The sequence below is a fragment of the Knoellia sp. S7-12 genome (assembly GCF_040518285.1).
Lineage (GTDB): Bacteria > Actinomycetota > Actinomycetes > Actinomycetales > Dermatophilaceae > Knoellia.
Genome location: NZ_CP155449.1, coordinates 2,925,438 through 2,949,139 on the forward strand (window position 1 = coordinate 2,925,438; position 23,702 = coordinate 2,949,139).

The 23,702-nt window shown below is 69.0% G+C and carries 25 protein-coding genes; 9 read left to right on the forward strand and 16 right to left on the reverse strand.

The features are described 5' to 3' along the window. Positions 1-3: 3 nt before the first annotated feature. Positions 4-714: a response regulator gene (locus V6K52_RS14115; RefSeq protein ID WP_353950747.1), complete on the forward strand. Its 711-nt coding sequence runs from the start codon at positions 4-6 to the stop codon at positions 712-714. On the opposite strand, the gene V6K52_RS14120 is transcribed toward V6K52_RS14115, so the two are convergent. Genes V6K52_RS14120 through V6K52_RS14140 form a run of 5 tightly spaced genes read right to left on the reverse strand, consistent with a single transcriptional unit; the run spans position 696 to position 4,999 of the window. Then, positions 696-2,093 carry an aldehyde dehydrogenase family protein gene (locus V6K52_RS14120; RefSeq protein WP_353950748.1) on the reverse strand — a complete coding sequence of 466 codons (1,398 nt, stop codon included), beginning with the start codon at positions 2,091-2,093 and terminating at the stop codon, positions 696-698. The genes V6K52_RS14115 and V6K52_RS14120 overlap by 19 nt on opposite strands. Then, complete coding sequence (locus V6K52_RS14125) at positions 2,090-2,530, reverse strand: cupin domain-containing protein (protein WP_353950749.1); 441 nt, start codon at positions 2,528-2,530, stop codon at positions 2,090-2,092. Before V6K52_RS14125 ends, V6K52_RS14120 begins: the two co-directional genes overlap by 4 nt. Further along, positions 2,527-3,594: an isocitrate/isopropylmalate family dehydrogenase gene (locus tag V6K52_RS14130; RefSeq protein ID WP_353950750.1), complete on the reverse strand. Its 1,068-nt coding sequence runs from the start codon at positions 3,592-3,594 to the stop codon at positions 2,527-2,529. Before V6K52_RS14130 ends, V6K52_RS14125 begins: the two co-directional genes overlap by 4 nt. Continuing rightward, positions 3,591-3,923, reverse strand: coding sequence for a putative quinol monooxygenase (locus V6K52_RS14135; RefSeq protein WP_353950751.1), 333 nt, complete (start codon positions 3,921-3,923; stop codon positions 3,591-3,593). Before V6K52_RS14135 ends, V6K52_RS14130 begins: the two co-directional genes overlap by 4 nt. Continuing rightward, positions 3,920-4,999, reverse strand: coding sequence for an Ldh family oxidoreductase (locus V6K52_RS14140; protein WP_353950752.1), 1,080 nt, complete (start codon positions 4,997-4,999; stop codon positions 3,920-3,922). The genes V6K52_RS14135 and V6K52_RS14140 overlap by 4 nt, the downstream gene beginning before the upstream one ends. Positions 5,000-5,071: 72 nt before the next feature. Between V6K52_RS14140 and V6K52_RS14145 the strand changes: the two genes are divergently transcribed. Continuing rightward, positions 5,072-5,731, forward strand: a complete 660-nt coding sequence (locus V6K52_RS14145) for a GntR family transcriptional regulator (RefSeq protein ID WP_353950753.1) — start codon at positions 5,072-5,074, stop codon at positions 5,729-5,731. Here V6K52_RS14145 and V6K52_RS14150 read toward each other — a convergent pair. Together V6K52_RS14150 and V6K52_RS14155 are read right to left on the reverse strand one after the other, a co-directional pair. Beyond that, entirely contained in the window at positions 5,725-6,438 is a 714-nt protein-coding gene (locus V6K52_RS14150) for a transporter substrate-binding domain-containing protein (protein WP_353950754.1), read from the reverse strand. The genes V6K52_RS14145 and V6K52_RS14150 overlap by 7 nt on opposite strands. A 105-nt stretch (positions 6,439-6,543) precedes the next feature. Beyond that, entirely contained in the window at positions 6,544-7,074 is a 531-nt protein-coding gene (locus tag V6K52_RS14155) for a hypothetical protein (RefSeq protein ID WP_353950755.1), read from the reverse strand. Positions 7,075-7,150: 76 nt separating this feature from the next. Here V6K52_RS14155 and V6K52_RS14160 point away from each other — a divergent pair, with 76 nt between their 5' ends. Together V6K52_RS14160 and V6K52_RS14165 are read left to right on the forward strand one after the other, a co-directional pair. Next, positions 7,151-7,444, forward strand: coding sequence for a type VII secretion target (locus V6K52_RS14160; RefSeq protein WP_353950756.1), 294 nt, complete (start codon positions 7,151-7,153; stop codon positions 7,442-7,444). Next, a complete protein-coding gene (locus tag V6K52_RS14165; RefSeq protein WP_353950757.1) occupies positions 7,441-8,490 on the forward strand; it encodes a hypothetical protein in 1,050 nt (349 codons plus the stop codon). Before V6K52_RS14160 ends, V6K52_RS14165 begins: the two co-directional genes overlap by 4 nt. A 57-nt stretch (positions 8,491-8,547) precedes the next feature. Here V6K52_RS14165 and V6K52_RS14170 read toward each other — a convergent pair whose 3' ends face one another. Then, complete coding sequence (locus V6K52_RS14170; RefSeq protein WP_353950758.1) at positions 8,548-8,892, reverse strand: hypothetical protein; 345 nt, start codon at positions 8,890-8,892, stop codon at positions 8,548-8,550. Positions 8,893-8,996: 104 nt separating this feature from the next. Between V6K52_RS14170 and V6K52_RS14175 the strand changes: the two genes are divergently transcribed. Both V6K52_RS14175 and V6K52_RS14180 read left to right on the forward strand, forming a co-directional pair. Further along, on the forward strand, positions 8,997-9,461 hold the full coding sequence (locus tag V6K52_RS14175; protein ID WP_353950759.1) for a hypothetical protein: 465 nt from the start codon (positions 8,997-8,999) through the stop codon (positions 9,459-9,461). Then, positions 9,461-9,865: a hypothetical protein gene (locus tag V6K52_RS14180; protein ID WP_353950760.1), complete on the forward strand. Its 405-nt coding sequence runs from the start codon at positions 9,461-9,463 to the stop codon at positions 9,863-9,865. The genes V6K52_RS14175 and V6K52_RS14180 overlap by 1 nt, the downstream gene beginning before the upstream one ends. 65 nt (positions 9,866-9,930) lie before the next feature. Here the strand turns inward: V6K52_RS14180 and V6K52_RS14185 are convergent, their stop codons facing one another. Beyond that, positions 9,931-10,335 carry a hypothetical protein gene (locus V6K52_RS14185; RefSeq protein ID WP_353950761.1) on the reverse strand — a complete coding sequence of 135 codons (405 nt, stop codon included), beginning with the start codon at positions 10,333-10,335 and terminating at the stop codon, positions 9,931-9,933. A 46-nt stretch (positions 10,336-10,381) separates the two neighbouring features. Then, positions 10,382-12,523 (reverse strand): NAD-dependent DNA ligase LigA, encoded by a 2,142-nt coding sequence (gene ligA, locus V6K52_RS14190; protein WP_353950762.1) that lies wholly within the window; start codon positions 12,521-12,523, stop codon positions 10,382-10,384. A 116-nt stretch (positions 12,524-12,639) separates the two neighbouring features. Here ligA and V6K52_RS14195 point away from each other — a divergent pair, with 116 nt between their 5' ends. Both V6K52_RS14195 and V6K52_RS14200 read left to right on the forward strand, forming a co-directional pair. Next, positions 12,640-13,497 (forward strand): ABC transporter ATP-binding protein, encoded by an 858-nt coding sequence (locus tag V6K52_RS14195; protein ID WP_353950763.1) that lies wholly within the window; start codon positions 12,640-12,642, stop codon positions 13,495-13,497. Then, on the forward strand, positions 13,494-15,491 hold the full coding sequence (locus tag V6K52_RS14200; RefSeq protein WP_353950764.1) for an ABC transporter permease: 1,998 nt from the start codon (positions 13,494-13,496) through the stop codon (positions 15,489-15,491). The genes V6K52_RS14195 and V6K52_RS14200 overlap by 4 nt, the downstream gene beginning before the upstream one ends. Positions 15,492-15,495: 4 nt before the next feature. Here V6K52_RS14200 and V6K52_RS14205 read toward each other — a convergent pair whose 3' ends face one another. The 3 genes from V6K52_RS14205 to V6K52_RS14215 are packed head-to-tail and all read right to left on the reverse strand — an operon-like array spanning position 15,496 to position 19,226. Continuing rightward, positions 15,496-15,972: a DUF664 domain-containing protein gene (locus V6K52_RS14205; protein WP_353950765.1), complete on the reverse strand. Its 477-nt coding sequence runs from the start codon at positions 15,970-15,972 to the stop codon at positions 15,496-15,498. Between the two features lie 10 nt (positions 15,973-15,982). Then, entirely contained in the window at positions 15,983-17,338 is a 1,356-nt protein-coding gene (locus V6K52_RS14210) for a glycosyltransferase (protein WP_353950766.1), read from the reverse strand. After that, on the reverse strand, positions 17,313-19,226 hold the full coding sequence (locus V6K52_RS14215) for a glycosyltransferase (RefSeq protein ID WP_353950767.1): 1,914 nt from the start codon (positions 19,224-19,226) through the stop codon (positions 17,313-17,315). The genes V6K52_RS14210 and V6K52_RS14215 overlap by 26 nt, the downstream gene beginning before the upstream one ends. 250 nt (positions 19,227-19,476) lie before the next feature. Here V6K52_RS14215 and V6K52_RS14220 point away from each other — a divergent pair, with 250 nt between their 5' ends. Beyond that, on the forward strand, positions 19,477-21,000 hold the full coding sequence (locus V6K52_RS14220; protein WP_353950768.1) for a long-chain fatty acid--CoA ligase: 1,524 nt from the start codon (positions 19,477-19,479) through the stop codon (positions 20,998-21,000). Positions 21,001-21,035: 35 nt separating this feature from the next. On the opposite strand, the gene V6K52_RS14225 is transcribed toward V6K52_RS14220, so the two are convergent. Genes V6K52_RS14225 through V6K52_RS14235 form a run of 3 tightly spaced genes read right to left on the reverse strand, consistent with a single transcriptional unit; the run spans position 21,036 to position 23,688 of the window. Continuing rightward, on the reverse strand, positions 21,036-22,049 hold the full coding sequence (locus V6K52_RS14225) for a DMT family transporter (protein WP_353950769.1): 1,014 nt from the start codon (positions 22,047-22,049) through the stop codon (positions 21,036-21,038). Beyond that, positions 22,049-23,050 carry a methionine synthase gene (locus tag V6K52_RS14230; protein WP_353950770.1) on the reverse strand — a complete coding sequence of 334 codons (1,002 nt, stop codon included), beginning with the start codon at positions 23,048-23,050 and terminating at the stop codon, positions 22,049-22,051. Before V6K52_RS14230 ends, V6K52_RS14225 begins: the two co-directional genes overlap by 1 nt. Next, positions 23,047-23,688, reverse strand: a complete 642-nt coding sequence (locus tag V6K52_RS14235) for a pyridoxamine 5'-phosphate oxidase family protein (RefSeq protein ID WP_353950771.1) — start codon at positions 23,686-23,688, stop codon at positions 23,047-23,049. Before V6K52_RS14235 ends, V6K52_RS14230 begins: the two co-directional genes overlap by 4 nt. Between the last annotated feature and the right edge of the window lie 14 nt (positions 23,689-23,702).

Consider the following 23,702-nt stretch of genomic DNA (forward strand, 5'->3'; position numbering starts at 1 on the left):
CCCATGGCGACGATCGGTCCTCCCCCCATCCGCACCGTCGTCGTCGACGACGACTTCATGGTCGCGCGGCTGCACTCCAGCACCGTCGCCCGGCTCGCCGGGTTCGAGGTCGTCGGTGTCGCGAGCACCGGCGCGCAGGCCCTCTCGGTGGTCAAGGACAAGCGGCCGGACCTCATGCTGCTCGATGTCTACCTGCCCGATCTCACCGGGCTCGAGGTGCTGCGTCGGCTGCGGGGACTGGGCATCGATTGCGACGTCATCGTCATCAGCGCCGCCCGCGACCTCGACTCGCTCCGCCAGGCGATGCAGTCGGGGGTCTACCAGTACCTCGTCAAGCCGTTCGAGCTCGAGGAGCTGCGACGACGGCTCGAAGAATACGCCGTGCACCGCGCCCGGATTCTCGGGCAGGATCCCGACATCGCGGTCGAGCAGGAGGAGGCAGACCGCCTTTTTCGAGCCGGGCCAGCCGGCCGGACCCGGAACTCGCTCCCCAAGGGCATCAGCGCCGAGACGGTCCAGCTCGTGAGCCGTGCCCTCGCGGGCGCCGGGGACGAGGGCCTGTCCGCGACCGAGTGCGGAGAGGTGGTGGGCATCGCGCGGAGCAGCGCTCGCCGCTACCTGGAGTACCTCGTCGACTCAGGTGCAGCCGCCGTCCGTCACCGCTACGGGTCGGCCGGTCGTCCCGAGCGCCGGTATCAGAGCGCTGCCCAGTAGGTCCGCTGGTTCATGAAGGCGTACATGCCTTCGGCCGAGAGCTCACGGCCGTAGCCCGACTGCTTCGTCCCGCCGAAGGGCACGCGGACGTCGGACGCGACGATCGAGTTGATGAAGACCGCGCCGGTCGTGACGCGCCCAGCGAGCGCGACAGCCCGCTCGGTCGACGCGCTCCAGACCGAAAGACCCAGCCCGTATGCCGTCGCACCGGCCAGTCGTGCCGCGTCGCCGTCGTCGTGCGCGACGACGACGGCGGCCACGGGACCGAATGTCTCCTCGTCGAAGGCGGGGACACCCGGTCCGTCGACGATGAGGACTGTCGGCTCGAAGAACCACCCGTCACCGTCGATCGCCGAGCCACCGGCGACGAGCCGTGCCCCTGCCGTCACCGATTCGTCCACCTGTCGCTGGATTCCCGTCCGAAGGTCGTCCCGCGCCATCGGCCCGACGTCGACCGACTCGTCCGTCGGGTCGCCCACCTGCAGCGCCGAGACCCCGAGGAGGAACCGTTCGAGGAAGCTGTCGGCGACGTCGGCGGCCACGACGAACCGCTTCGCACACACGCAGGACTGACCAGCGTTGTGGAACCGGGCACGCACGGCGGCGTCGGCCGCCGCGTCCACGTCGGCGTCGGAGAGCACGACGAAGGCGTCGGAGCCGCCAAGCTCGAGGACGGAGGGCTTCACCGCACGACCGGCCGCGGCCCCGACCGCTGCACCGGCACGGTTGCTGCCGGTCAGGGTCACGCCGGCCACCCGCGGGTCGGCGATCAACCGCTCGCTCACCTCGGCGACTCGGGCCTCGTCGACGACGAGCGCCCGCAGGACCCCTTGCGGCGCTCCGGCGTCACGCAGCAGGGCCTCGATGGCGAGCGCCGATCCGGTGACGTTCGGCGAGTGCTTGAGGAGGACGGTGTTGCCGGCACCCACGGCGGGGAGCACGAAGCGCATGACCTGCCACAGCGGGAAGTTCCACGGCATGACCGCGAGGACGGGCCCGATCGGCTCGCGCGTCACCCACGCGTTGGCCGTGTCCCCCACGTCGACCTGCTGGGGTGCGAGCAGCCGCTCGAGGTTCTCGGCGTACCAGCGAGCCGTGGTCGCGGACTTGTCCACTTCGCCGCAGGCCTCGCGCAGCGGCTTGCCCATCTCGGCGGTGATGAGGGCCGCCAGCGAGTCGCGCTGCGCCTCGAGGGCATCGGCGACCCCGAGCAGCAGGGTGGAGTGGTCCGCGACCGGGACCGAGGCCCACGTCCGGGACGCCGCGGTCACCTCGGCGACCGCCGCGTCGACCGCGGCGTCGTCCATGACCGGGTAGGACCCCAGGGGCTTTCCGGTGGCCGGGTTCACGGTCTCGATGACGGTCTCGCCGGTGCTCACGGGGTGCTCAGCCCGCCCCGGTCGGCTTCGGAGAGGTGCTCGAACGTCTCCCCTGTCGCGGTGATGGTCCGCGTCACGTCGCGGCCGCCGTAGACCCAGTAGATCCGCATGACGCCGGTGCCGCGGTTGTAGAACCGGTGTGGCACACCGGCGGGCACCCAGGTCGCCTCACCGGCGACGAGCTCGAACTCCTGCCCGTCGATCTCGGCGACGGCGTCACCCTCGAGGATGAGCACGGACTCCTCGACGTTGTGGCTGTGCAGCGGCAGGCCCGTCCCCTCCTGAAACTGCGTCTGCCCAGTCGTCACATGGTTGGTCTCGCAGTTCCACCTGCCGACATAGGGGATGGTGCGGACGCCGTTGCCACGGTCGAACGGCTCGACCTCGTCGGGCCGGATGAGCAGGTTCGGACCGTCTGGTGCGGTGCGGTCGGTCATCGTTGGGACTCCAGCTTCGTGAGGATGGCGGTGGTGAACTGGTTGGTGTCGAGGCTTCCCCGCAGGTCGCGGGTGCGGGTGGCGGGATCGCCGATGCACGCTGCCACGGCCGCGTCGACGGCGTCGGCGGCACGGGCGAACCTCTCGGACGCGGTCCGCTCCGACCACCAGCGCAGCAGCATCGTGGTGGAGAGGATGAGCGAGGTCGGGTTGGCGATGCCCTGACCGGCGATGTCCGGCGCCGAGCCGTGCTGGGCCTGGGCGACGGCCACGCCGTCACCGACGTTGAGCGAGCCTCCGAGTCCGAGGCTGCCCGAGAGCGCGCAGGCCAGGTCGGAGAGGATGTCGCCGAACATGTTGGTCGTCACGACGACGTCGAACTCCTGGGGCGAGCGCACGAGGTGGGCCGTCGCGGCGTCGACGATGAGCTCACGCAGCTCGATGTCGGGGTGCCGTGAGGCGACGGCCCGGACCTCGTCGAGGAAGAGCCCGTCGGAGAGCTTGAGGACGTTCGCCTTGTGGACTGCCGTGACCCGTCGGCGTCGTCCGGCCGCGAGCCGGAAGGCCTCCTCGGCGACGGCGTTGCAGGCCCTGCGCGAGACCTTGCGCACTGAGAGCGCGAGGTCGGGGTCGGGCATGAACTCGCCACTGCCGGCCCACATGTTGCGGTCACTGTAGAAGCCCTCGGTGTTCTCCCTGACGATGACGAGGTCAAGTGCCTCGGGCAGGACAGTGAGGTCGGGGATGCTGCGAGCCGGCCGAACGTTGGAGTACAGCCGGTAGGTCGTCCGGATGGCGGCGGACGGGTTCCAGCCGCCGGCCTCCCGCGAGGGGTAGTCCAGGTGCGAGACGGGTCCGAGGATCGTGCCGTCGACCTCGCCCACGCGGTCGAGGACGTCCTGCGGCATCGTCTGCCCGACGGCCGCGTGAGCCGCCCAGCCGATGTCGCGGTGCTCGATGTCGAGGTCCAGCCCGAAGGCGTCGTCCGTCGCGCGGAGGACCTGTTCGGTCGCGGCGGCTATCTCGGGTCCGATGGCGTCGCCCGGGAGCAGGAGCAGTCTCATGCCGGTATCTCCTGGGCCTTGTCGGTCTCGCGGTGGGCGATGACCAGCTCGGTGATGGTGTTGACCTGGCTGCCCGGGACGACCGTGCGCGCCACCGCCTCGCGCCACCGCGCGAAGTGCGGCGCCGCACGGTGTGCCTCGAGGGCCGCCTCGTCCCGGTAGATCTCGTAGAAGACGAAGTGGTGCGGGTCGGTCTGCGACTGGCAGACGTCGAACCGGAGGCAGCCCGGTTCGTCCCCGAACGTCGAGGCGGCGTTGCTCGTGATGGCCTCGAGGAACTCCTCTCGGCGGTCCGGGACGACGTCCAGCCTGACGATGAGCGAGATCATGCGGTCTCCTTCGGTGCCTTGGGTGCGGTGGTCTCGGGGAGGGCGACGCCCGTCGCGTCGGCGAGCGTCGCGAGCTCGGCCCAGGTCTGGTCGGAGATGTGTATGCCGTCCGCTTCCGCCCGTCGCCGGTTGCGGTCCTCGAGTTCGCCCGGGGTGAGCACGCCGTCGGACCACGCGGCCGGCTCGCTGGCCCGGACCTGCTCGGCCAGCGCCGTCACTCGCGCGTCGTAGTCCTCGCGGTCGACGAAGGCGTCGACGTCGAGGGTGATGAGCAGGTGACCGGCACCGCTGGCCCCCTCCGGGCGGTAGGGCCCGACGACATCGGCGCCGAACGCGCTGCCGGTCAGCACGCCGGCGAGGACGTCGAACATGAACGCCATGACGTAGCCCTTGGCGCCGCCGACGGGGAGGATGAGCCCTTCGATCGCCTCGCGTGGGTCGGTCGTCGGCGTCCCGTCGGCTGCCGCACCCCACCCCTGCGGGATGCTCGTCCCGCGGTCGGCTGCGACATAGACCTTGCCGCGGGCCACCGCGGTGTTGGCCATGTCCATGACGAGGACGTCGCCGTCGGGTCCCGGGGCGGCGATCGACCACGGGTTGGTGCCGATGAGCTTGGTGCGACCGCCCCAGGGCGCCATCGCCGGTGAGGCGTTGGTCGCGAGCAGGGCGATGCAGCCGCGCTCCGCGGCATACCTCGTGAAGTAGGCGGCGGTGCCGAAGTGACCCGAGCCGCGCACGGCGACAGCGCTGATGCCGTGCACCCGCGCCCGCTCGACGCCGAGCTCGACGGCGCGCTGGGTGACGACCTGCCCGACGCCATCGTGCCCGTCGAGGACGACGACGCTGCCAGAGTCGCGCACCGTCTCGACCTCGGTGACGGCCCGCATCGCACCGCTGCGGACGCGGGCGAGATACCAGGGCAGCCGGATCGCGCCGTGCGACGGGTGACCCCACAGCTCGGCGACGAGGAGGGTGTCCGCCAGGAGGTCGGCGTCGCCGCTCGGCACACCGTGGGCCCGGGCCACGTCGCCCATGAAGGTGGCGAGGGACTGCGCCTCGAGGATGCATCCGGTCATGACTCCATATTCCCACACTTGTGCACAAGTAGACAAGTAGACAAGTAGGCTCCGTGGCGGAAGGATGCCCCCATGTCCACCAGCGCTCGACGCCGCAGCGGCGCACAGTTCGTCTACGAGGAGCTGCTCGCCCAGATCCAGGACATGCGGCTCGAGCCCGGCCGTCGCCTCAACGAGACCGAGCTCGCGGGCGCCCTGGGCGTGAGCCGCACTCCCCTGCGCGAGGCCCTGCGGCTGCTGCTCGCCGAGGACCTCCTCGAGCAGCTCCCGACCGGCGGCATGGTCGTCCGTCGCCTCTCGACGCGCGACGCGGCAGAGCTGTATGCCGTCCGCGCCCGTCTCGAGGCTCTCGTCGCCGCCGCGGCGGCCGAGCGGGCTGGCTCCGCCGACGTGGACCGGCTCACCACCCTGCTGCGCCGCAATGAGGCCCTCGCCGGTCTCGCCGAGGGCGCCATGGAGTCGGGCCACGCCATCCACCTCGAGATCGAGCGGATCGCCGACCACGCCTGGGCTTCACGGGTGCTCGCGCAGATCGAGGGGCAGCTCGCGCGCTACCGCCGCTTCAGCAACGCCTCGCCCGACCGTCGCGCGGCAGCGCTCGCCGAGCACCGCGGCATCGTCGAGTCGATCGCTGCGGCCGATCCGGCAAGCGCCGGCACACGGGCTGAGGAGCACGTGCTCGCGGCGCGCGAGGCGACGATGGCCCAGCTCGAGGTCAGCCTCGGTCAGTGAGCCCCGGGCGAGGCCGCGAGCGCGGGGTCGTGGCCGTGTCGCGCGAGAGCCTCCGCGACCCAACCGGTCTCAATGAGCTCGTCGACGACCGAGCTCACCCAGCTGATCGTCGCGTCGTCATGACGGCGCGACACCGCAACCGCTTGCGGGATCTGCATGAAGGCCCCGTCGAGCACGCGCAGGCCCGGGTTGGCCACCACGTAGGCCTCGATCGGTTGCGCCACACCGGCCGCGACCTCGAGGCCCTCCTCGGCGAAGACGGCCACGCCGTCCGAACCCCTCACCAGCTCGGCCGAGTCGAGCGACCGCGTGAGGTGAAGGTCGTAGGCCGACCCGAGCTTCACACCGATGCGTATGCCGGCCCGGTCCACGTCCGCGGCCGAGCGAAGGGGCGAACCTTCGCGGACGGCATACGCGCCCTGGATGAGGACGTAGGGCGCCGTGAACGCGAGCTCCTCCGCCCGCACCGGGTCCACGGCCAGGAAGCAGACGTCCGCGGCCCCGTCACGAACCGCGTCGACCGACTTGCGGGCCGCGTCCCAGAGGACGAGCTCGACCGGCACGCCCAGCCGTCGGCCGAGCTCGTGGGCGATGTCGATGGTGATGCCCGCGGGGGCGTCGGAGGATCCGTTGGTCAGCACCGCGTTGCCGAGGTTGATCGAGGCGCGCAGCACCCCGGTCGGGGCAAGGTCGTCAGGGCTCGTCACGCCACGATGCTCTCATCCGTGGCGTCCCAGGTGTACCCAACGTGGTGGCCGGGTACATCTCGGCGAGGGTCGTCCGCCCATCCTGCCGCCCGCTCACACCCATTCTCAGGGCTCACTCCGCACCAATCGCTGCTGCGTGTAGTCGTCCTTGATCAGTTCGGGCTGACGGGATGCCCAGAACCGCACCATGTTGAGGCCCTTTGCCCATTCGCGTGACGATTCTTCGATCTGGGCGACGACACCGCCGCTCGAGTTGATCATCTGGACCCGAGCACCTCGGTTGGCGCGGTTGATGGTCGCCGCCGGCAGCGCCCGGAGTTCACGAAGGTCGCTCACTGCCACGCTCGTCCTGCCGGGCCGTCGCTCGATCCGATCCGGGCCGAGGACCAGTCGGAACGTCAGAAGCGCGTAGGCCGCGAGAGGAAGGATCACGACGAAGAAGATCGTGAGGACCCATCCCGCAGCGGCGGCAAGCCACGGGACGTCCTGCCCCGCACCCTGGGTCACCAGCCCGTAGAGTCCGAAAAGGAGGCCGACCCACAGGACGGCCATCACGGGGACACTCACCAGCCGAGCCCAGGCAGGTGCACGCATGACGACAGGGTCGGGGAGTTCTCCCCATTGAGAGCTGGCCATGCCCTCAGTATCGTCACCGCGGGGGCTTGCAGCAGCGGTGCCCTGCATCGAGCGCAAGGAACGAAAGGTCCACACGATGACGTACGACGTGACGCCGGCCGACATCCGACGACATGCGACCGCGGTCTCGACCGTCGCGACGACGTTGGGCCAAATGAAGGAAGCGAGTTCCGTCAGCGGCGACAGCTACGGGCTGCTGCTTTCGTGGCTCCCCGGGTGGATCAACGGAACCGGTGACGACGTCAAGGGAACTCTCGACCAGGTGGCGACCAACGCTGCAGAGGCCGTCAACGGCCTGCGCGTGATGGCTGACCAGTACGAGACCGACGACCAGAATGCCGTGTTTGAACTGAGGACGAGCTACCCATGAGCAACAACCCCTTCACCGTCACGGACACAGCCAGCTCGCCGGACGGCGCTGGTCTTGGCTTCCAAGAGGGCTCGGGCTGGACCTCCGGCGCCGGGATCATCGACAGCGGCAGCCAGACCATCACGGCCCTCTGCAACGGAGACTGGGTCGATGCCGCCCTGAGCGGTGTCGCACTGGTCCTGGACGCAGCGGCAACCGCAGCCGACCCGCTGGGTTCAGTTTTTGCGGCGGGAATCGGTTGGCTCATCGACCACCTCAACCCGATCAAGGGTTGGTTTGAAGAAGTCGCAGGCAATCCTGGGGGCGCTGTCGCCCAAGCCCAGACCTGGGGTCTCATCAGCGCCGGCCTCACGCCTGCCGGTGCGGACTGGGACACCTCCGCAACAAATCTGATGAAGCCTCAGTCCGGGCCCGCCGTCGAGGCCTACGTCGGCTGGCAGGAGACCCACACGGCCGCGATCGCGCAACTGGTGGATGCAACAAACGGGATGCAGAATGCGATCTCCGTCGCGGCCGGAGTAGTGGGGTTCGTCCATGGGTTCCTCCGCGACATTCTGGCGCAGCTTGTCGGTGCGGCACTCAGCTGGCTCGCTGAGGCGTTCCTCTCCCTCGGCACGCTGATCCCTTGGATCTGCGCTCAGATCGGCACACGCGTTGCCGCAGTGACAGCGAAGTGCTCGAACTTCGTCACAGGCATCGTGCGCTCGGGAAGCAAACTGGGGGACCTCCTCAAGGCTCTCGGCACCTGGGGCAAGAACCTGCTCAAGTTCCTCGACAAGATCAAGGCCAACCCCAACCTGCGCACGGCCCCATCGCGGCATGCCGGCCCGCCTGGCCCCATTCCGGATATTCCGCCATGGCAGTGGAAACCGCCGGAGGGCTTCAACCCGAATCCGGGACGACACGCCGCCCCCATGCCCACCTTCGCCGAGGCGATGGCGGACGGAGGCAGGGGTGCCGTCCGAGACAGCCCCTACACGGCAGGGACCAACAGCACTGACGGGGCCAAGTCCGGACTCGACGCCCAAGGTGAACCCGAGAAGTGACTCACTTTGCGCGACTGGAGCGACCAGCCGCGCGACCCGTTCTCGTGAGGCCCAGGGTCATGGAGTGGTGAGGGCTTTGACCAGTCCCACCACCAGGGTGACCGGATAGAAACCGAGCCCGGCCACCACGATGGTCCAGAACACCCACCGTGTGATGAGTCCCGCCTGCGTGCGGATGTCAGGCTCGGGAGATCTGAACGAGGCAAAGAAGCGTGAGTTCGCGAGGACCCCGTAGCGCCCGCGAGCATCCTGCTCAAACGGACGCCACCAGCTGTCAGAGCGCAGCCCCACGATGAGTCCCCGGACGAACGGCACGGCGAACAGCATCCAGATCCCACCGAACAGCACCAGTCCAAGGCTCGACGCCGCGATGACCGGACCGTCGGGGTTCAACTGCGTCATGGATTCGAGTCTCCGCATCAGGGTGTCGTGAACGCGCCGACCCTACCGGGCGACCCTTCGCACCGCTTCGTGACGCAGCGCTCCCTGCAGCTATCGTCGGGGCCATGAGTGACCAGAGGGGATACTCCGGTCCGGAGGAGGCGCTGGCGGCCATCGCTGCCCAGACCGCCGCAGCCGAGCCGCAGGCCGAGCATGCACGTAGGTGGAGTGCTGAGGTTGCCACCATCCAAGGCGTCGGAGTCGCCGAACAAGGCGACGTGCGGGCCGCTGTCGACATCCAGGGGCTCCTCACAGGATTGTCCGTGAAGGACACGGTCACCTCTCGCGGCGGCCGAGCGACCACGGCAGCAATCCAGCAGGCCATCCGCGGGGCGCAGGAATCTGTTCGTCAGCAGGCGCAGGCCTCGTCCGAACGTGCGTGGGGTCCGGGGTCCGCGACCTCCGAAGCGTTCCGCGGCGAGGTGGAGGCCGCGACTCCCCTCATCGAGGTGGAACCGCTCGCGACCGACGGGCGGTCGGCCCCTCGCGCTGAGCCCAGCCGGCCCGACAACGATGGAGGAACCTGGTGATGAACCCCTCGATCTTCGACGGCGACACTCCGGGAGAGTTCGAGCTCAATCGTCTCGTCCAGCAGGCCCAGGCCGCGATGGAGTGGCGCGCCAGCGTCAACGCTCTGCGTGGCCGAACCAACAAGGACGGCGTGGATGTCGAGGTCAGCGCGAGTGGCGGCGTCGTGAGCGTTGCTGTTTCGGATGCCGCGTGCGCGAGTGGCGGCGAGGCCGTGTCCGGGCAGGTGCTGGATGCCGTTCTGGAGGCGCAACAGGACCTCGCGCGTCAGCTCCGCGCGTCCGCCATCGAGACCTTCGGTGAGGACTCGCCCCAGGCGCGCACCGTTGAGAATGCGACCGGCTCCCGTTTCACCCGAGCGGTCGTCCTCACCAATGATCCGGACGACGACCGCGACCGCAGGTGACGCTGCACCCCGTCGGGTGAACGTCGAGAAGTGAGGCGATCCGCCTCTGCTGCCGACTCATCGACTCAGAGGTGGAGGGGAAGGGTCAGCGGATAGGCCACGGCGGCGATGGCACCGATCCAGATGACATATCGGAACACCAGTCCGACCGTCGTTCGACTGTCCTCCGGTGGCGCCCGAAAGGGCGTCTGCCATCGGTGGTTCGCCATGAAGGTGTAGCGACCCCATGGTTGGCGCTCAAAGGGGAGCCAAGGGTTCCGGGCCCTCACGGCCCGGACCACGTGGTACGTAAAGGGCACCAGGAACATCCCCGCAACGAAACCGAAGAACAGCACGAAGAACACCGTGAGGCTGCCGACCTGCGAGGTGCCGACCAGCCAGAGGACGACGAGCCAGATCACTGTCGGAAGGACCGCCGTCAGCCAACCATTGCCGCGCCAATCCTTGCCGGCGGGAGGCTCGGAAGTCACAGATCACGCCCAGTGATGATCGCGGAGTCAGCAGCACGCACCACTCTCATTCGGCGGCCGGCTCCGAAACGGCTTCAGCAGAACCGGATTCGAGCAGCGTGACGAAGCCTGCCTCGTCGAGGATGGTCAGCTCGAGCTCGCGCGCCTTGCCCTCCTTGGATCCGGCTCCGGGACCGACGACGACATAGTCGGTCTTCTTGGAGACCGAGCCCGATGCCTTGCCACCTCGGGCGAGGATCGCCTCCTTGGCCTCGTCGCGACTGAAGCCCTCCATCGACCCGGTGACGACGACGGTGAGGCCTTGGAGGGTCTGCTCGATCGAGGCGTCGCGCTCGTCCTCCATGCGCACCCCATCGGCGGCCCACTGGTCGACGATCGCGACGTGCCACTCGTTGCCCTCGCGGTCGAACCAGTCGCGCACCGACTCGGCGATGATGCCGCCGACGCCCTCGACGCCCGACAACTCCTCGACACTCGCCGCGCGAATCCCGTCCATGGACCCGAAGTGCTGGGCCAGGGCCCGTGCCGCCGTCGGCCCCACGTGGCGGATCGAGAGTCCGACGAGAACGCGCCACAACGGCTGTGCCCTGGCTGACTCGAGGTTGGCGACGAGCTTGGCACCGTTGGCCGAGAGCACGCGTCCCTCGATGACAGACTCGGCCGGATCGGACTTCTTGGCTGCGCGTGTGTAGAGCGGCACCCGGGCGATGTCGGCCTCGGTCAGCCCGAACAGCGTGGACTCGTCCTGCAGCACCCCTGACTCGAGGAGGGCGACGGAGCCCTCCCAACCGAGTGCCTCGATGTCGAAGGCGCCACGACCGGCGAGCCCGGACAACCGCTCGCGCAGCTGAGAGGGGCAGGAGCGCGAGTTCGGACAGCGGATGTCCTTGTCGCCCTCCTTGGCCGGAGCCAGGGTCGTGCCACAGGCCGGGCACTCGGTCGGCATGACGAACTCACGCTCGCTGCCATCACGCAGGTCGACGACGGGGCCGAGGATCTCCGGGATGACATCACCGGCCTTGCGCAGGACGATCGTGTCGCCGATGAGCACGCCCTTGCGGGTGACCTCGGTGGCGTTGTGCAGGGTGGCCCGCTCCACGGTCGACCCCGCGACGACCACGGGCTTCATCACGCCGAAGGGCGTGACGCGACCGGTGCGACCGACGTTGACCTGGATGTCGAGGAGGACGGTGTTGACCTCCTCCGGCGGGTACTTGTAGGCGATGGCCCAGCGCGGCGCGCGCGACGTGGCCCCGAGTTGGCGCTGCACCGAGATCTCATCGACCTTGACGACGACGCCATCGATCTCGTGCTCGACGTCGTGGCGGTGCTCCCCCGTCGACACGATGAACTCGTTGACCGCCTCGATGGTGTCGACGACGCGGAAATGGGTCGAGACCGGCATACCCCACGCCTTCAACGCGGCATACGCCTCGCTCTGTCGCATGAGGGCGAAGCCCTCGCGCTTGCCGATGCCATGGACGAGCATCCGCAGCGGCCGGGTCGCAGTGACGCGAGGGTCCTTCATCCGCAGCGACCCGGCAGCGGCGTTGCGCGGGTTGGCAAACGGCGCCTTGCCCGCCTCGACGAGCGAGGCGTTGAGGTCACCGAACGCCTCGATCGGGAAGAAGATCTCCCCACGCACCTCCACGAGATCGGGCACCGGATGCTTCTTGGTCCCCTTGAGCTCGGTGGGTATGCCGTCGATCGTGCGGACGTTGAGCGTCACGTCCTCGCCCGTGCGACCGTCGCCGCGGGTCAGGGCGCGCGTGAGACGCCCCTTCTCGTAGAGGAGGTTGATGGCGAGACCGTCGATCTTGAGCTCGCAGAGGAAGTGAAAGCCAGACGGCGCGTCACGTGCCACGCGGGCCGACCACTCGAGCATCTCGTCCGGCGAGAACGCGTTGTCGAGGCTGAGCAACCGCTCGAGGTGGTCGACGGCCTGGAAGCCAGTCGAGAAGATCGCGCCACCCACGGACTGGGTGGGGCTCTCGGGCGTGCGCAGCGAGGGAAACTCGTCCTCGAGGGCGTTGAGCCGCTTCATCAACCGGTCGTACTCACCGTCGCTCACGGTCGGCGAGTCCTTGACATGGTAGGCGAATTGGTGGGCCGTCGCCTGCTCGGCGAGGTCGGTCCACTCGTGCCTGATGTCGTCGGGAACCTCTGCCACCACGTCGGTCTCGCTCACCTGCTCATCCTGCCGCACCGCACCGACATATCTGCGTGTCGCACCACCACTGCCGGTGGCGGGTGACGGTGCTGTGCCAGAGTGCGGTCACCGATCACACGAGCCAGGGGGCCCACATGACCGATGACAGCCGCGAGCCGTTTCGCGGGGGCACAGGAACAGTCGCCGACTTCCTGGCGTCCTTCGACGGCGACGTCGACGCCGCCATCGCGGCCCTGCGGGCCCACCACGGGGGCACCCCGCCGGTGGCTCGCGTCCCGCGTCGCCCCCGCCGTGAACGATCGGGCGATCACATCATCACGGTGAGTGACCTGCGCAAGACCTACAAGATGGGGCGACAGAAGGTGAGCGCCCTGGGCGGTGTCTCCCTCGAGATCGACCGCGGGGAGTTCGTCGCGCTCACGGGTGCGAGCGGCAGCGGCAAGAGCACCCTGCTCCAGATCATCGGCGGTCTCGACAAGCCGAGTGGTGGCACGGTCCTTGTCGATGGCGTCGACATCGGCCGTCTCGGTGACGCCAAACTCTCCCGGTTCCGCAACCGCACCATCGGCTTCGTGTTCCAGTTCTTCTACCTCCAGCCGTTCCTGCGCCTGGCGACCAACACCGAGGTCCCCGGGATGTTCGCCCGAACCCCCCGCAAACAGCGTCGGGCCCAGGCACTCAGCCTCATCGAGGAGGTCGGGCTCTCCGACCGCTCCCGGCACCTCCCCCGCGAGATGTCGGGTGGCCAGATGCAGCGCGCGGCCATCGCGCGGGCCCTGCTCAACCAGCCCGCCGTGCTGCTCGCCGACGAGCCCACGGGCAACCTCGACAGCGCCACGGGTGCCTCGATCATCGAGTTGTTCGAGCGCATCCGGGATGAGTTCGGCACCACCATCGTCATCGTCACGCATGACGACGACCTGGCGCTGCGGGCCGACCGCACGATCCGGCTCAGTGACGGCGTCATCGTCGCCCAGGACGTGGTCGCATGATCGGCCTGCGCGACTCCATCACCCTGGCCCGCACCAAGGTCCGCTCCAAACGGATCCGGCTGCTCATCACGACCATCGTGTCCGGGCTGCTCTTCGGCCTCATCGGTGGCGGGGTGCTCCTCTTCGACGGCACAGCTGCCAGCGTCGACCGTTTTGCGGAGCAGAACCTCGGCGGTCGCTACCTCGTCCAGGGCACCCCGATGCTGCCCAGTCAGGAGATCTACCCGAACCCTGCCGACCCCCAGATCCGCAAGGAAGTCGAAACCCTGCACGCGGCATACCTGGTGGAACGCAAGGCGGCCGCCAAGAAGTACGGCATCACCGACTACGACCCGAAGTCCGAGGTGCAGCCGGTCATCGACGACCCCTACGGCGATCCGAGCATCCCGGCAGACCAGCGCAAGACCGCCAACCCCGCGTCGGTGGCGTGGCAGCGACGCGAGGCTGCCGCCCTCGAGAAGGTCCGTCAGAGCTCGAAGGCCACTCCCGAGAGATACGCCGCTGACTCGCGTGCAGCCGGCGCCACCGACACCTACGAGCCGAGGAACCTGCAGCATCTCGGCCTGACCTATCTCAAGGACGGACGCGAGGACCTCACCGGTGCCGCGCAGACCGACCAGGGGTCACAGCAGGAGCCCGGATTCGAGGGCCAGGAGGGCGATTCCAGCATCGGCACCTCGAACTACACCATCATGGATGACGACCTCGTCAAGGCGTTCATCGCCGAACCCAACGCGGCGCGGTCCACCCCCAAGGGCATCCCGATCCTCGTGCCCATCGACGACGTCGTCGCCACGCTCGGCAAGAGCCTCAGCGTGACCAAGCGCCCCAAGGACAGTTCGGGGCAGGTGGCCTGGTATCGCAACGTGCGCGCCAAGGCCAACGGCGTGACGTTCACCGCGTGCTATCGCAACCAGGCGGAGAACGACCGGGTCGAGGATGCACGCCGGATCGCCACCGAGATCGCGGCCAACAAGAACACCCCCGGCTGGGTCAAGCCGGAGCTCGTCCTCGAACTCCCGACCAAGGCCTGCGGACCGGTCACCGTCGCGTCCGACACCCGGAGCGATCGGGAGAAGCTGAAGGACGAGAACCAGCGCGCCTTCGACACCCAGTCCGCACCGGAGGAGACCCCGAAGGCGGAGCTGCTGACGTTCCAGATCGTGGGCGTCCTTCCCACCGGCCAGTCGGGCAGCGGCGGACTCGAGTCCCTCGTCTCCTCGATCGTCGGCACGACCTACGGCTACGGGTCGATCATTCCGTCACGACTGCTGGAAGCGCTGCCCGAGGCCGAGCGTCACTCGCAGCTCTTGGCCCAACAGCCGGTGACCTCCGCTGAGTCGATCATGAGGTTTGGACCGATGGGACCCGAGGCGGCCTACATCTCGTCCTTCCCCACGGTCGACCAGGCCAAGGCCTTCATCTCTTCCTACTCATGCGGTGAAGGGGAAGGCTTCCTCGACGGCGGCTACTACATGGAGTGCGGCAAGCCGTTCTCGGTCAGCACCTATGGCACGAGCTACCTCGTCGTCGACGACATCGGTCAACAGGCACGGCCGTTGCTCATCGGCATCCTCGGTGCGCTCTTCGGAGTGGCCACCATCATCATCTGGGCGATGATGGGCCGCGTCATCGCCGACTCCCGGCGTGAGACCGCCGTCTTTCGGGCCATCGGGGCGAAGCGCTCCGACATCATCAAGGTCTACCTGCTCTACTCACTGTGGGTGGCCCTGCGCATCGCCCTGTTTGCAGCCCTGCTGGCCGGCGCGATCGTCCTCGTCATCGAGACGCTGTTCACCCGCCGGGCGACGGATGCCGCCCAGCTGGCCTACGGAGTCTTCGACGGCGACGCGACGTTCCACTTCTTCGGGACCCCGTCCCTGCTGTTCTGGGCGATCCTCGGCGGAATCCTCGCCATGGCACTGGTGGCCATCACGCCACCACTCCTTCGCAACATCCGGCGCAACCCGATCCGGGACATGCGCGACGAGTGAGCTCTCAGTCGGGGGCCAGGAGCACGTCGCGGGTGACCTCGAGCTGGCCGAGGTGCTGGGAGAGCTCCTCGTAGACGTGCAGGAGCACGGCTCCCTGCGTCGCGTATGCCGGCCCACGCAGAGCGTGGGACCCGCGGTCCCGTCCCGTGGGCGGGTTCGCCGGAGGCGCTGCGGAGTCACCCGCCCGCGCGTCCTCGTGCAGGCGCGCTCGCCCCATCTCGAGGAGTTCGAGCGCCTGCTGGACCGTCCCGGTCGCCGTGAACTCCGCGTCGCGATCGCGTGGGACGACGATCCCGCGGTTCACGGTGCGTCCCCACCGACCCATGACACCGACGACGTGGGCCACGAGAGCGAAAGCCGAGTTCGAGCCCTCCACCCCGGTGAGCGGACTGTTGACGTGCGTATCGCCCAACTCACGCACGCACGCGGCATACCCGTCGAGAGCCCGGTCGCAGAGGGTGAGGTACTCGTCGATGGTCACCCACGGAAGTCTAGGACCGGGCACCACCTGTGGCCGGCGGGTGCGCTGCCACACGGGGTTCCTCGTCGTGAGCGAGCAGTGCCGCGCGGGCTCGCTGGGCGCCCGGGGTGCCGGTGAGGTCCTCTGACAACTGCGCTAGAAGGACCGCTGCGTCGGGGTTCAGGGAGAGCAGACGCACGGCGGCGGCCCGCAGCTCCTCCGGGGTGGCCGAGTTGGGGTCGAGCACCTGGCCCAGACCGGCCGTCTCGAGCGAGGCGGCGCCGGCGAACTGGTCGGTCGAGAACGGCAGGAGCAGCAGTGGGACCCCAGCGGTCAACGCCTCGGTGACGCTGTTGTTGCCCCCGTGTGAGACCGCGAACCCGGCGCGGCCCAGCAGCGTGACCTGCGGGAGCTCGGCACGAACCAACCAGGGCGCCGGTATCGGGCCCAGCGCGTCGGGCGACGTGGATCCGGTGGCCAGTGCGACGCGGACGTCCAGGCTGCGCAGGGCCTCGACAATGCGGGCCAACACGTCGGAGCGGACGGAGAGGAAGCTGCCGAGACTCACATAGACGATCGGCCCTTCCTCCCTGCGCAGCCAGGCGTCCACCTCCGGGTCCGGCTCCTCGGTGCGGACGGCGGAACCGAGGAATGCGTGGCGACCCAACAGTGCGGTCCGCTCGGGAGGGTGGAGCTCCCCGGGGTAGTTGAGCAGCAGGACGTCTCCGGTCTCGGCGAAGGCGTCCTCGCTTGCGTGCGCCCCCGGGTCAAGCGTGGCGAGCACGTCGTTCCACTGGTGGGTGAAGGCTTCACGCACGCTCTCGCAGCGACGGCGCAGGTCTGCGAGGTCGTTCGAGTCGGGCAGTAGGTTGCGTGGCCAGGCGGGCGGGTGACCGTAGACCTCGCGACCGACGGTCAGGGCCGAGGGATGTCCCAGGACGACATCGGCGTGACGCACTCCCGTGCCCGACAGCGCCAGCCGTGCACTGAATGCGAGGTGGTCGACGATGACGTGGTCGGGCCGCACCCGATCGACGACGCGTTGCACCTCGCGAGCGACCCGCAACGGTTCCCAGAGGAGGTCGTCGCCGCGGGCGGCTGCCTGGAACATCAGGGTCGGGACGGCCCCGAGCCTGGTGGCGGCAAAGAACCCGCGCAGGGCCTCGTCCTCACCCCGGGGCTGGTCCTCGGCACGGATCACCCCGGGATTGGAACCACGACCCAGCTGCAGGTCCTCCCGCTCGAAGCCGAACCTCGTCACGATGGCGTCCGTCGCGGGACCGGTCGCGACGACGACGCGCTCGCCGGCGTCGGCCCAGGCGGTCCCGATCGTGGCGAGCGGCAGCAGGTGGGAGGCGTAGTCAGGGCTGATGACGAGCAGCGTCACGTGAGACCTCCGTGTAGAGCGCGGCGAGCGATGAGGCCATTGTGGCGATGCTGAACTTGTCGGCCACGACGCTCCGGGCGTAGTCCGCGCGTGAGACCGCGTCTGGAGCAGCAGCAATGTCCAGCGCCGTCGCCACGGCCCCTGCCAGGACGTCCGGTGCGGTCGTGTCGACGAGCAGACCTGTCACACCTGGCTCGACGAAGGTCGCCGGGCCACCCTCTCGGGGGGCGACCACGACGAGCCCGGACGCCATGGCCTCGAGGATGGCGATGCCGAACTCCTCCTTGAGGCTGGCTGAGACGTACACCCCGCCCGGGCCGCTCAGACCGGGCCTCCCCAGCCGGACGGCCGCCAGCCACGTGGCGACCACCCCATTCGGCCGGTGGCCCGCGAGCAGCAGACCACGTTCGACGGCCTCACTGCGCGAGACCGTCGCGTCGATCCGGGCGAGTTGCTCGGCCTCGTCGCCGGAAGGGTCGTCGAGGTCGCCTCCGACGACGAGCAGGTTGCAGCGCTGCGCACAGGTGGAGTCGTTCGCCCACGCGTCCACGAGGGTCGCCATGCCCTTCACCCGGTGCAGGCGCCCCACGGTGATGGCCAGCGGGAGCCCTCGGCGTTCTGGGGGCAGTGCCGAGAGCAACGCGTCGAGCTCGGCGAGAGTGCGCCCGGTGGCTGCGGGTACTTCGAGGCCGCGATCAGCGTCCCGCACCTCCTGGGCGGCGCGGTCGAGCGGGGCGAGGTCGATGCCCTCGGGGACGACCGTGGGGGGTCGGTCGTGGGCATCGGGGTCGAGGTGCAGGAGGTTGCGGAGGTCGTGGTCCAGCTGTGGCCGCGGGAAGACGACCAGGCGCGCGGCACGAGAGGCGAGGTCGCGCAGGAGTCGGATGCGGAAGACGAGGTGTTCGGTGTGGTCCGCCTCGCCGAACGTGGCACGGGTGAGAGCACCAGACGCCTCTCGCGCCGCGACCAGGGCGTGCGGGTCGGGTGCGAGGGTCAGCACGGTGGGGATGCCCATCTCGTCCGCGACCTCGGCTGCGGCCCACGACCCGACATCGGCCATGCGCAGGTGCAGGACGTCGACGGGGGCTGCGGCGCTGAGTGCTCGGCGCAGCCCCCGTCGGGTGGCGACCCGCAGCGGCCAGGTGTCGGCGGTGGACCGGACCGGTCCTGGCAGGGGCACGCCGACGTAGTGGTGACCGGGGGCCAGCACGTCGTCGGGGACCCGAGCGTCCTCATGGTGGCTGCGCGAGAGGGTCAGCACCCGCGAAACCCTTGGGTCGGTCACCAGTGAGTCCCCCAAGTGCACGAGCAGGGTGGCGATCCCTCCAGTGTCCCCCTTGCCCGCGTGCATCAGGCTTCCATCGATGTCGGCATGGAGAAACAGCTGGGCGACCGTGATGCCGGGCTGGCCGGCCTGGCCGGGCTGGCCGGGGTCGTCGGGACGCAGGTGCGGGGGGTCTGCGACGACATCGTCGTCGGGCTCGACGATCCCCCACGCCTCGAGGGTCGCCTCGGCGAGCATGCCGACAAAGCCCCCCTCCCCGAGGGTGTCGCGCAGCGGAGGGACGGCATCCGGGAGGGGGGGGCACGAGCGCAGTGCCCACGTGGCGTGCTCGCGCAGGAAGGGCGTAGGCGAGGTCAGCAGGGGCACCACGAGCGCGCGGGCCATGGCTGCTCCGCCGGCTGCGGCCGCATGCACCGCAGCGATGGCCGTGACCTGGTCGGTGTCGTCCTCGATGGCGTCGCGCAGTGTCGACATCGACTCTTCTCCGTCGTGGCGCACCGAATCCACCAGCCGGTCGATGAGCTCGATCGCCCCGAGCATGGAGGTTGCGGTACGCACCGCGTCCAGCATCCCGAGGGTCGGCGCCAAGAGCGTGGAAGTCACCCAGTCATGGTAGATCGCATCCTTGGACAAAGGTTAGACAAGCGCTCGCCTTTTGCGTCGCGCGGGCTCTCCGCCTCCTGTCCCCGAGCAGGGTCCCTGACCGGTCCACCCGCAGTTCCGTGGGTGAGAGGCACGCTGACGTGGACGCCGACGCCCCCCACATTGAGTGATACGGATCATCCCCACCCCGCAGCATCGCTGCGCGGACCACAATGGCGAGCAACACGTCCCGGCAAAGGAGCCAGTCACCATGGGTAGCACAGAGTCCAACCTCGCTTCGAACCTCGTCCGCACCGCCCAAGCGATGCCGGACCGGCCCGCGCTGAAGGTCAACGGGCAGGACATCAGCTACCAGCAGCTGCACGCGATGGCGGCCAAGCTCGCAGGGACGTTGCGCGCCAGCGGAATCGAGCCCGGTGACCGGGTCGCGCTCATCCTTCCCAATGTCCCCGCCTTCCCCGTTGCGTTCTTCGCCACCCTCCTGGCAGGCGGCGTCGTCGTCCCGATGAACCCGCTGCTCAAGTCCGGTGAGATCGACTTCTTCTTCACCAACTCCGGAGCCAAGATCGCGTTCGTGTGGCCGGACTTCGTCGATGAGGCCACCAAGGGTGCCGCGAACTCGGGCACCAAGATCGTCGAGTGCGGTCCCCTCGGCCCGGTCGAAGGCGCATTGGGCACAGGAGATTTGATCTCTGAACCCATTTGGGAGCCCACTGAGCGTGAGGGTGACGACACCGCGATCATCCTCTACACGTCCGGCACCACCGGTCGGCCCAAGGGTGCCGAGCTCACCCACGACAACGTGAGCCTCAACGCCATGCGCTGCGCCGAGGTCATCCAGGAGCTCTCCGAGGACGACGTGATCATGGGCTGCCTGCCCCTCTTCCACGTCTTCGGTCTCGTCGTCGGCCTCAACGCCGCAGTGCGCGTCGGCGCTTCACTCGCGCTCATCCCGCGGTTCGACCCGGCCGCGGCGATCAAGGTCATCGGCGACGAGAAGGTCACCGTGATGCAGGGCGTTCCGACGATGTATGCCGCGATCCTCAACCACCCGGACGCCGACGACCTCGACGCGTCCTCGCTGCGCACCTGTGCCTCTGGAGGCTCGGCGATGCCGCTCGAGGTCATGAAGGCCTTCGAGGAGAAGTTCGGCTGCGTCATCCTCGAGGGTTACGGCCTGTCCGAGACGTCGCCGGTGGCGTCGTTCAACCTGCCCGGTCACGAGCGCAAGCCCGGCACAATCGGCCTGGCGATCCCGGGCTGCGAGATGCGCGTCATCGACATCGACGGTGCCGAGGTCGAGCACGGTGAGGTCGGCGAGATCGCCATCCGCGGCGACAACGTCATGAAGGGCTACTGGGCCAATCCCGAGGCGACCGCCGAGGCGATCCCGGACGGGTGGTTCCGCACCGGCGACCTGGCAACCGAGGACGACGAGGGCTACTTCACCATCGTTGACCGCAAGAAGGACATGATCCTGCGCGGTGGGATGAACGTCTATCCGCGTGAGGTCGAGGAGGTCATCTACCAGCACCCCGACGTCCTCGAGGTGGCAGTTGTCGCCGTGCCGGACGACCTGCTGGGTGAGCAGGTCGGGGCCGGGGTCGTCCTGCGCGAGGGATCGACCGCGACGACGGAAGACATCATCGCGTTCACCAAGGAGCGCATCGCCGCCTACAAGTACCCGCGCAACGTCTGGCTCCTGGGCGAGCTGCCGAAGGGTCCGACCGGCAAGATCCTGCGTCGCGAGGTCAAGGCGCCTGCTGCCCAGTGACGTCGTGAACCGCCGCGCCGCGACTCAGCCGCGCCTCAGGTGTGCGGCGCGGCGGGGGCCACCTCGGGGATCGCCACCGAGGTGGCCGATCGTCGCGCGGGTGCGTTGATGACGCCCGCTGCCACAAGGACGATGACGAAGCCGATCACTTCGAACGCCCCGAGGGACTCTCCCAGGACGAGCACACCGAGCAGCACCGACACGATCGGGATGAGATAGGTGATCGTCGAACCGATGACCGGGCCGGCCCCTCGGACGACGTCGAACTGCAGGATGTATGCCGCGCCCGTCCCGATGATTCCGAGCGCCAGGATGCAGAGGAGTGGCAACCACACCCAGCCACCACCGGCACTGCCCGCCTCGATCTGGGACGTGCCGAGGCGCGCCCGGTCATAGGCCCAGATCGATCCGAACCCATCCGGCTGGAGCGCACCCCACACCACGACGACAGGAACCATCAGCACACAGCCCATGAGCAACGTCGCAGCCGGCTGGCTCAGGCCGCCGAGGTCGGCGCGGGCAAGGAACCGGCGGTTGTAGGTCCACCCGACGCCGTAGCAGACGCCGCCGGCGAGAGCCATCCCGAAGCCGACGAGGTCGGGGCGTGCCGACGTCCACGGCTGCATGATCGTGAGGACGCCGATGAAGCCGATGACGATGGCGATGACCTTGTTCCTCGTCACGCGCGCACCCGGCAGGAACGCCATCGTCGCGAGCACGGTCGCGATGGGCGTCGTCGCGTTGCCGATGCCGGCAAGGGCCGAGCTCACACGGGTCTCGGAGAGGGCGAACAACATGAACGGCAGTGTGCCGAGCAGCAATCCGGTGACGATGAGGTGTCCCCACACCCAGCGCTCGCGCGGGAGCGAGCCACCGCGCATCCAGAGCAGGATGAGAATCGTGGCTGCGCCGGTGACGAGCCGCAGCGCCGCGATCTGCACGGCCGAGAGCGATTCGAGTCCGACCTTCATGAGCAGGAAGCTCGATCCCCAGATGAGGACGAGCGCAAAGAACTTGGCCTGCCACGGGACCCTGGGCGCGGGTGACATCAGTTGTGCTCCCTGTCGGTCAGCTCACGGGCGACATTGATCGCCACCCGTTGAACGTCCACGGCTCCCTGAGGCGTGAGTTCCGGGAGCCCGCAGGTCGGTGTGACGGTGACATCGGCGAGCGCGGAGAGCGGCAGCCCGACGCGCGAGAAGCCGTCGACGACATGTGCCGTTGCGGTCCGAACCGCATCGGCTGCAGAGGTGACCGCCGTCGTCGGCACGACCCCGGCCCACAGGTGGGTGCCGGACTCGACGGCCGCCGCAATGGCCTCCCAGCGTTGCGGAGACGCGTCCGTGAGGTCGAGGGCAAGGGCAGTGACTCCAGTGGACGCGAGCAACTCCACCGGGGCTCCCGGGTGGCACGAGTGCAGGACGACGTCACCCGCGTGCGCATCGCAAACTTCTTGTATGCCGCGTGCCACCTCCGCGCGGTCGACGGCACGGACACGTCCATAGCCGGACGCGGTCGGCAGCACACCTCTCAGGACCGACAGGACGGACGGCTCGTCGATCTGCACCGTGAGAACCGCTCCGGGGACGAGCCGTTGGACCTCCGCGGCATGCTGGCGAAGACCCTCGGCCAGGGACGCGACGACGTCCCGGCGGGCGCCCTCGTCGGTGACCGAACGCTCCCCCCGGTTCAATTCGATGGAGGCGGCAAGCGTCCAGGGGCCGGCGACCTGGATCTTGAGCGGACCGGCATACCCGTCGTAGGCCTCAGCAAGCTCGTCGAGGTCCTCGCGCACGAGCGCTCGGGCGCGGGACATGTCCCGACCGGGGCGGTCGGTGAAGCGCCACCCGGACGGCTGCAGGTCGACCGAGAGGTCGGCGAGCAGCGCCGCGGACCGACCGATGATGTCGGATCCCGGCCCACGAGAGGGCAGTTCGGGCAGATAGGGCAGGCCGAGGCCATCGACGTCAGCGAGCAGGTCGCGGACCGTGATGATGGCTTCGCGCGACGACTCACCGGGCCAGGAGCCGATTCCGGAAACGTGGGTCACGCGAGAACCCTCGCACTGGCGAAGTCACGCACCGACTGCGGGACCTCGCAGGCGGTGGAGGTCGGCGCTGACACAGGCTCGAGGGCCACGGTGCGCAGCTCGACGACGCCGTGCCAGGCGTCGGTCTCCTCGCCGGGCACGCTGGCCTGGCCGGTCCGGGTCTTGGTCATGAAACGCCCCTGCGAGATCGGCAGGGCCATGACCGAGGTCTTGGCGATCTCCTGACGGGTCATCGGGCGGACCTCGCCCGTCCGTCCCGGGATGAGTCGCTCCGACACCGCGTCCAGGGCGACAGTGCGATCCTCGTCGCTCAACGGTGTGAGGTCTCCATAGACGACTGCCGAGCGGTAGTTCGCCGACGAGTCGAAAGTCGTGTGGCCGACGACGAGCGCGTCCACTGCAACGACCGCCAGTGCGGCGGGCGCTCCGGCTGCCACGTGACGCAGGGCCCCGGCACCGGTGGAACCGTGCAGGAGAATGCGGTCTCCCTGACGGGCAAAGAGCATCGGCACCACCCAGGGCTCACCGTCGACAACAGTGCTGAGGGTGCCCGCGAGCACGTCATCGAGGATCGCGTCGAGCACCTCACGTTCGGTGCTCCCGCGTTCGCGGAGACGATTCAGGGTGACCTCTGGCATGCCCCCATTCTGCG

Coding starts and splice junctions, on each gene's coding strand:
- V6K52_RS14115 (WP_353950747.1), top strand. CDS start 4: ATGGCGACGATCGGTCCTCCCCCCATCCGCACCGTCGTCGTCGACGAC.
- V6K52_RS14125 (WP_353950749.1), bottom strand. CDS start 2,530: ATGACCGACCGCACCGCACCAGACGGTCCGAACCTGCTCATCCGGCCC.
- V6K52_RS14130 (WP_353950750.1), bottom strand. CDS start 3,594: ATGAGACTGCTCCTGCTCCCGGGCGACGCCATCGGACCCGAGATAGCC.
- V6K52_RS14135 (WP_353950751.1), bottom strand. CDS start 3,923: ATGATCTCGCTCATCGTCAGGCTGGACGTCGTCCCGGACCGCCGAGAG.
- V6K52_RS14140 (WP_353950752.1), bottom strand. CDS start 4,999: ATGACCGGATGCATCCTCGAGGCGCAGTCCCTCGCCACCTTCATGGGC.
- V6K52_RS14145 (WP_353950753.1), top strand. CDS start 5,072: ATGTCCACCAGCGCTCGACGCCGCAGCGGCGCACAGTTCGTCTACGAG.
- V6K52_RS14155 (WP_353950755.1), bottom strand. CDS start 7,074: ATGGCCAGCTCTCAATGGGGAGAACTCCCCGACCCTGTCGTCATGCGT.
- V6K52_RS14160 (WP_353950756.1), top strand. CDS start 7,151: ATGACGTACGACGTGACGCCGGCCGACATCCGACGACATGCGACCGCG.
- V6K52_RS14165 (WP_353950757.1), top strand. CDS start 7,441: ATGAGCAACAACCCCTTCACCGTCACGGACACAGCCAGCTCGCCGGAC.
- V6K52_RS14170 (WP_353950758.1), bottom strand. CDS start 8,892: ATGACGCAGTTGAACCCCGACGGTCCGGTCATCGCGGCGTCGAGCCTT.
- V6K52_RS14175 (WP_353950759.1), top strand. CDS start 8,997: ATGAGTGACCAGAGGGGATACTCCGGTCCGGAGGAGGCGCTGGCGGCC.
- V6K52_RS14180 (WP_353950760.1), top strand. CDS start 9,461: ATGAACCCCTCGATCTTCGACGGCGACACTCCGGGAGAGTTCGAGCTC.
- V6K52_RS14195 (WP_353950763.1), top strand. CDS start 12,640: ATGACCGATGACAGCCGCGAGCCGTTTCGCGGGGGCACAGGAACAGTC.
- V6K52_RS14200 (WP_353950764.1), top strand. CDS start 13,494: ATGATCGGCCTGCGCGACTCCATCACCCTGGCCCGCACCAAGGTCCGC.
- V6K52_RS14220 (WP_353950768.1), top strand. CDS start 19,477: ATGGGTAGCACAGAGTCCAACCTCGCTTCGAACCTCGTCCGCACCGCC.
- V6K52_RS14225 (WP_353950769.1), bottom strand. CDS start 22,049: ATGTCACCCGCGCCCAGGGTCCCGTGGCAGGCCAAGTTCTTTGCGCTC.
- V6K52_RS14235 (WP_353950771.1), bottom strand. CDS start 23,688: ATGCCAGAGGTCACCCTGAATCGTCTCCGCGAACGCGGGAGCACCGAA.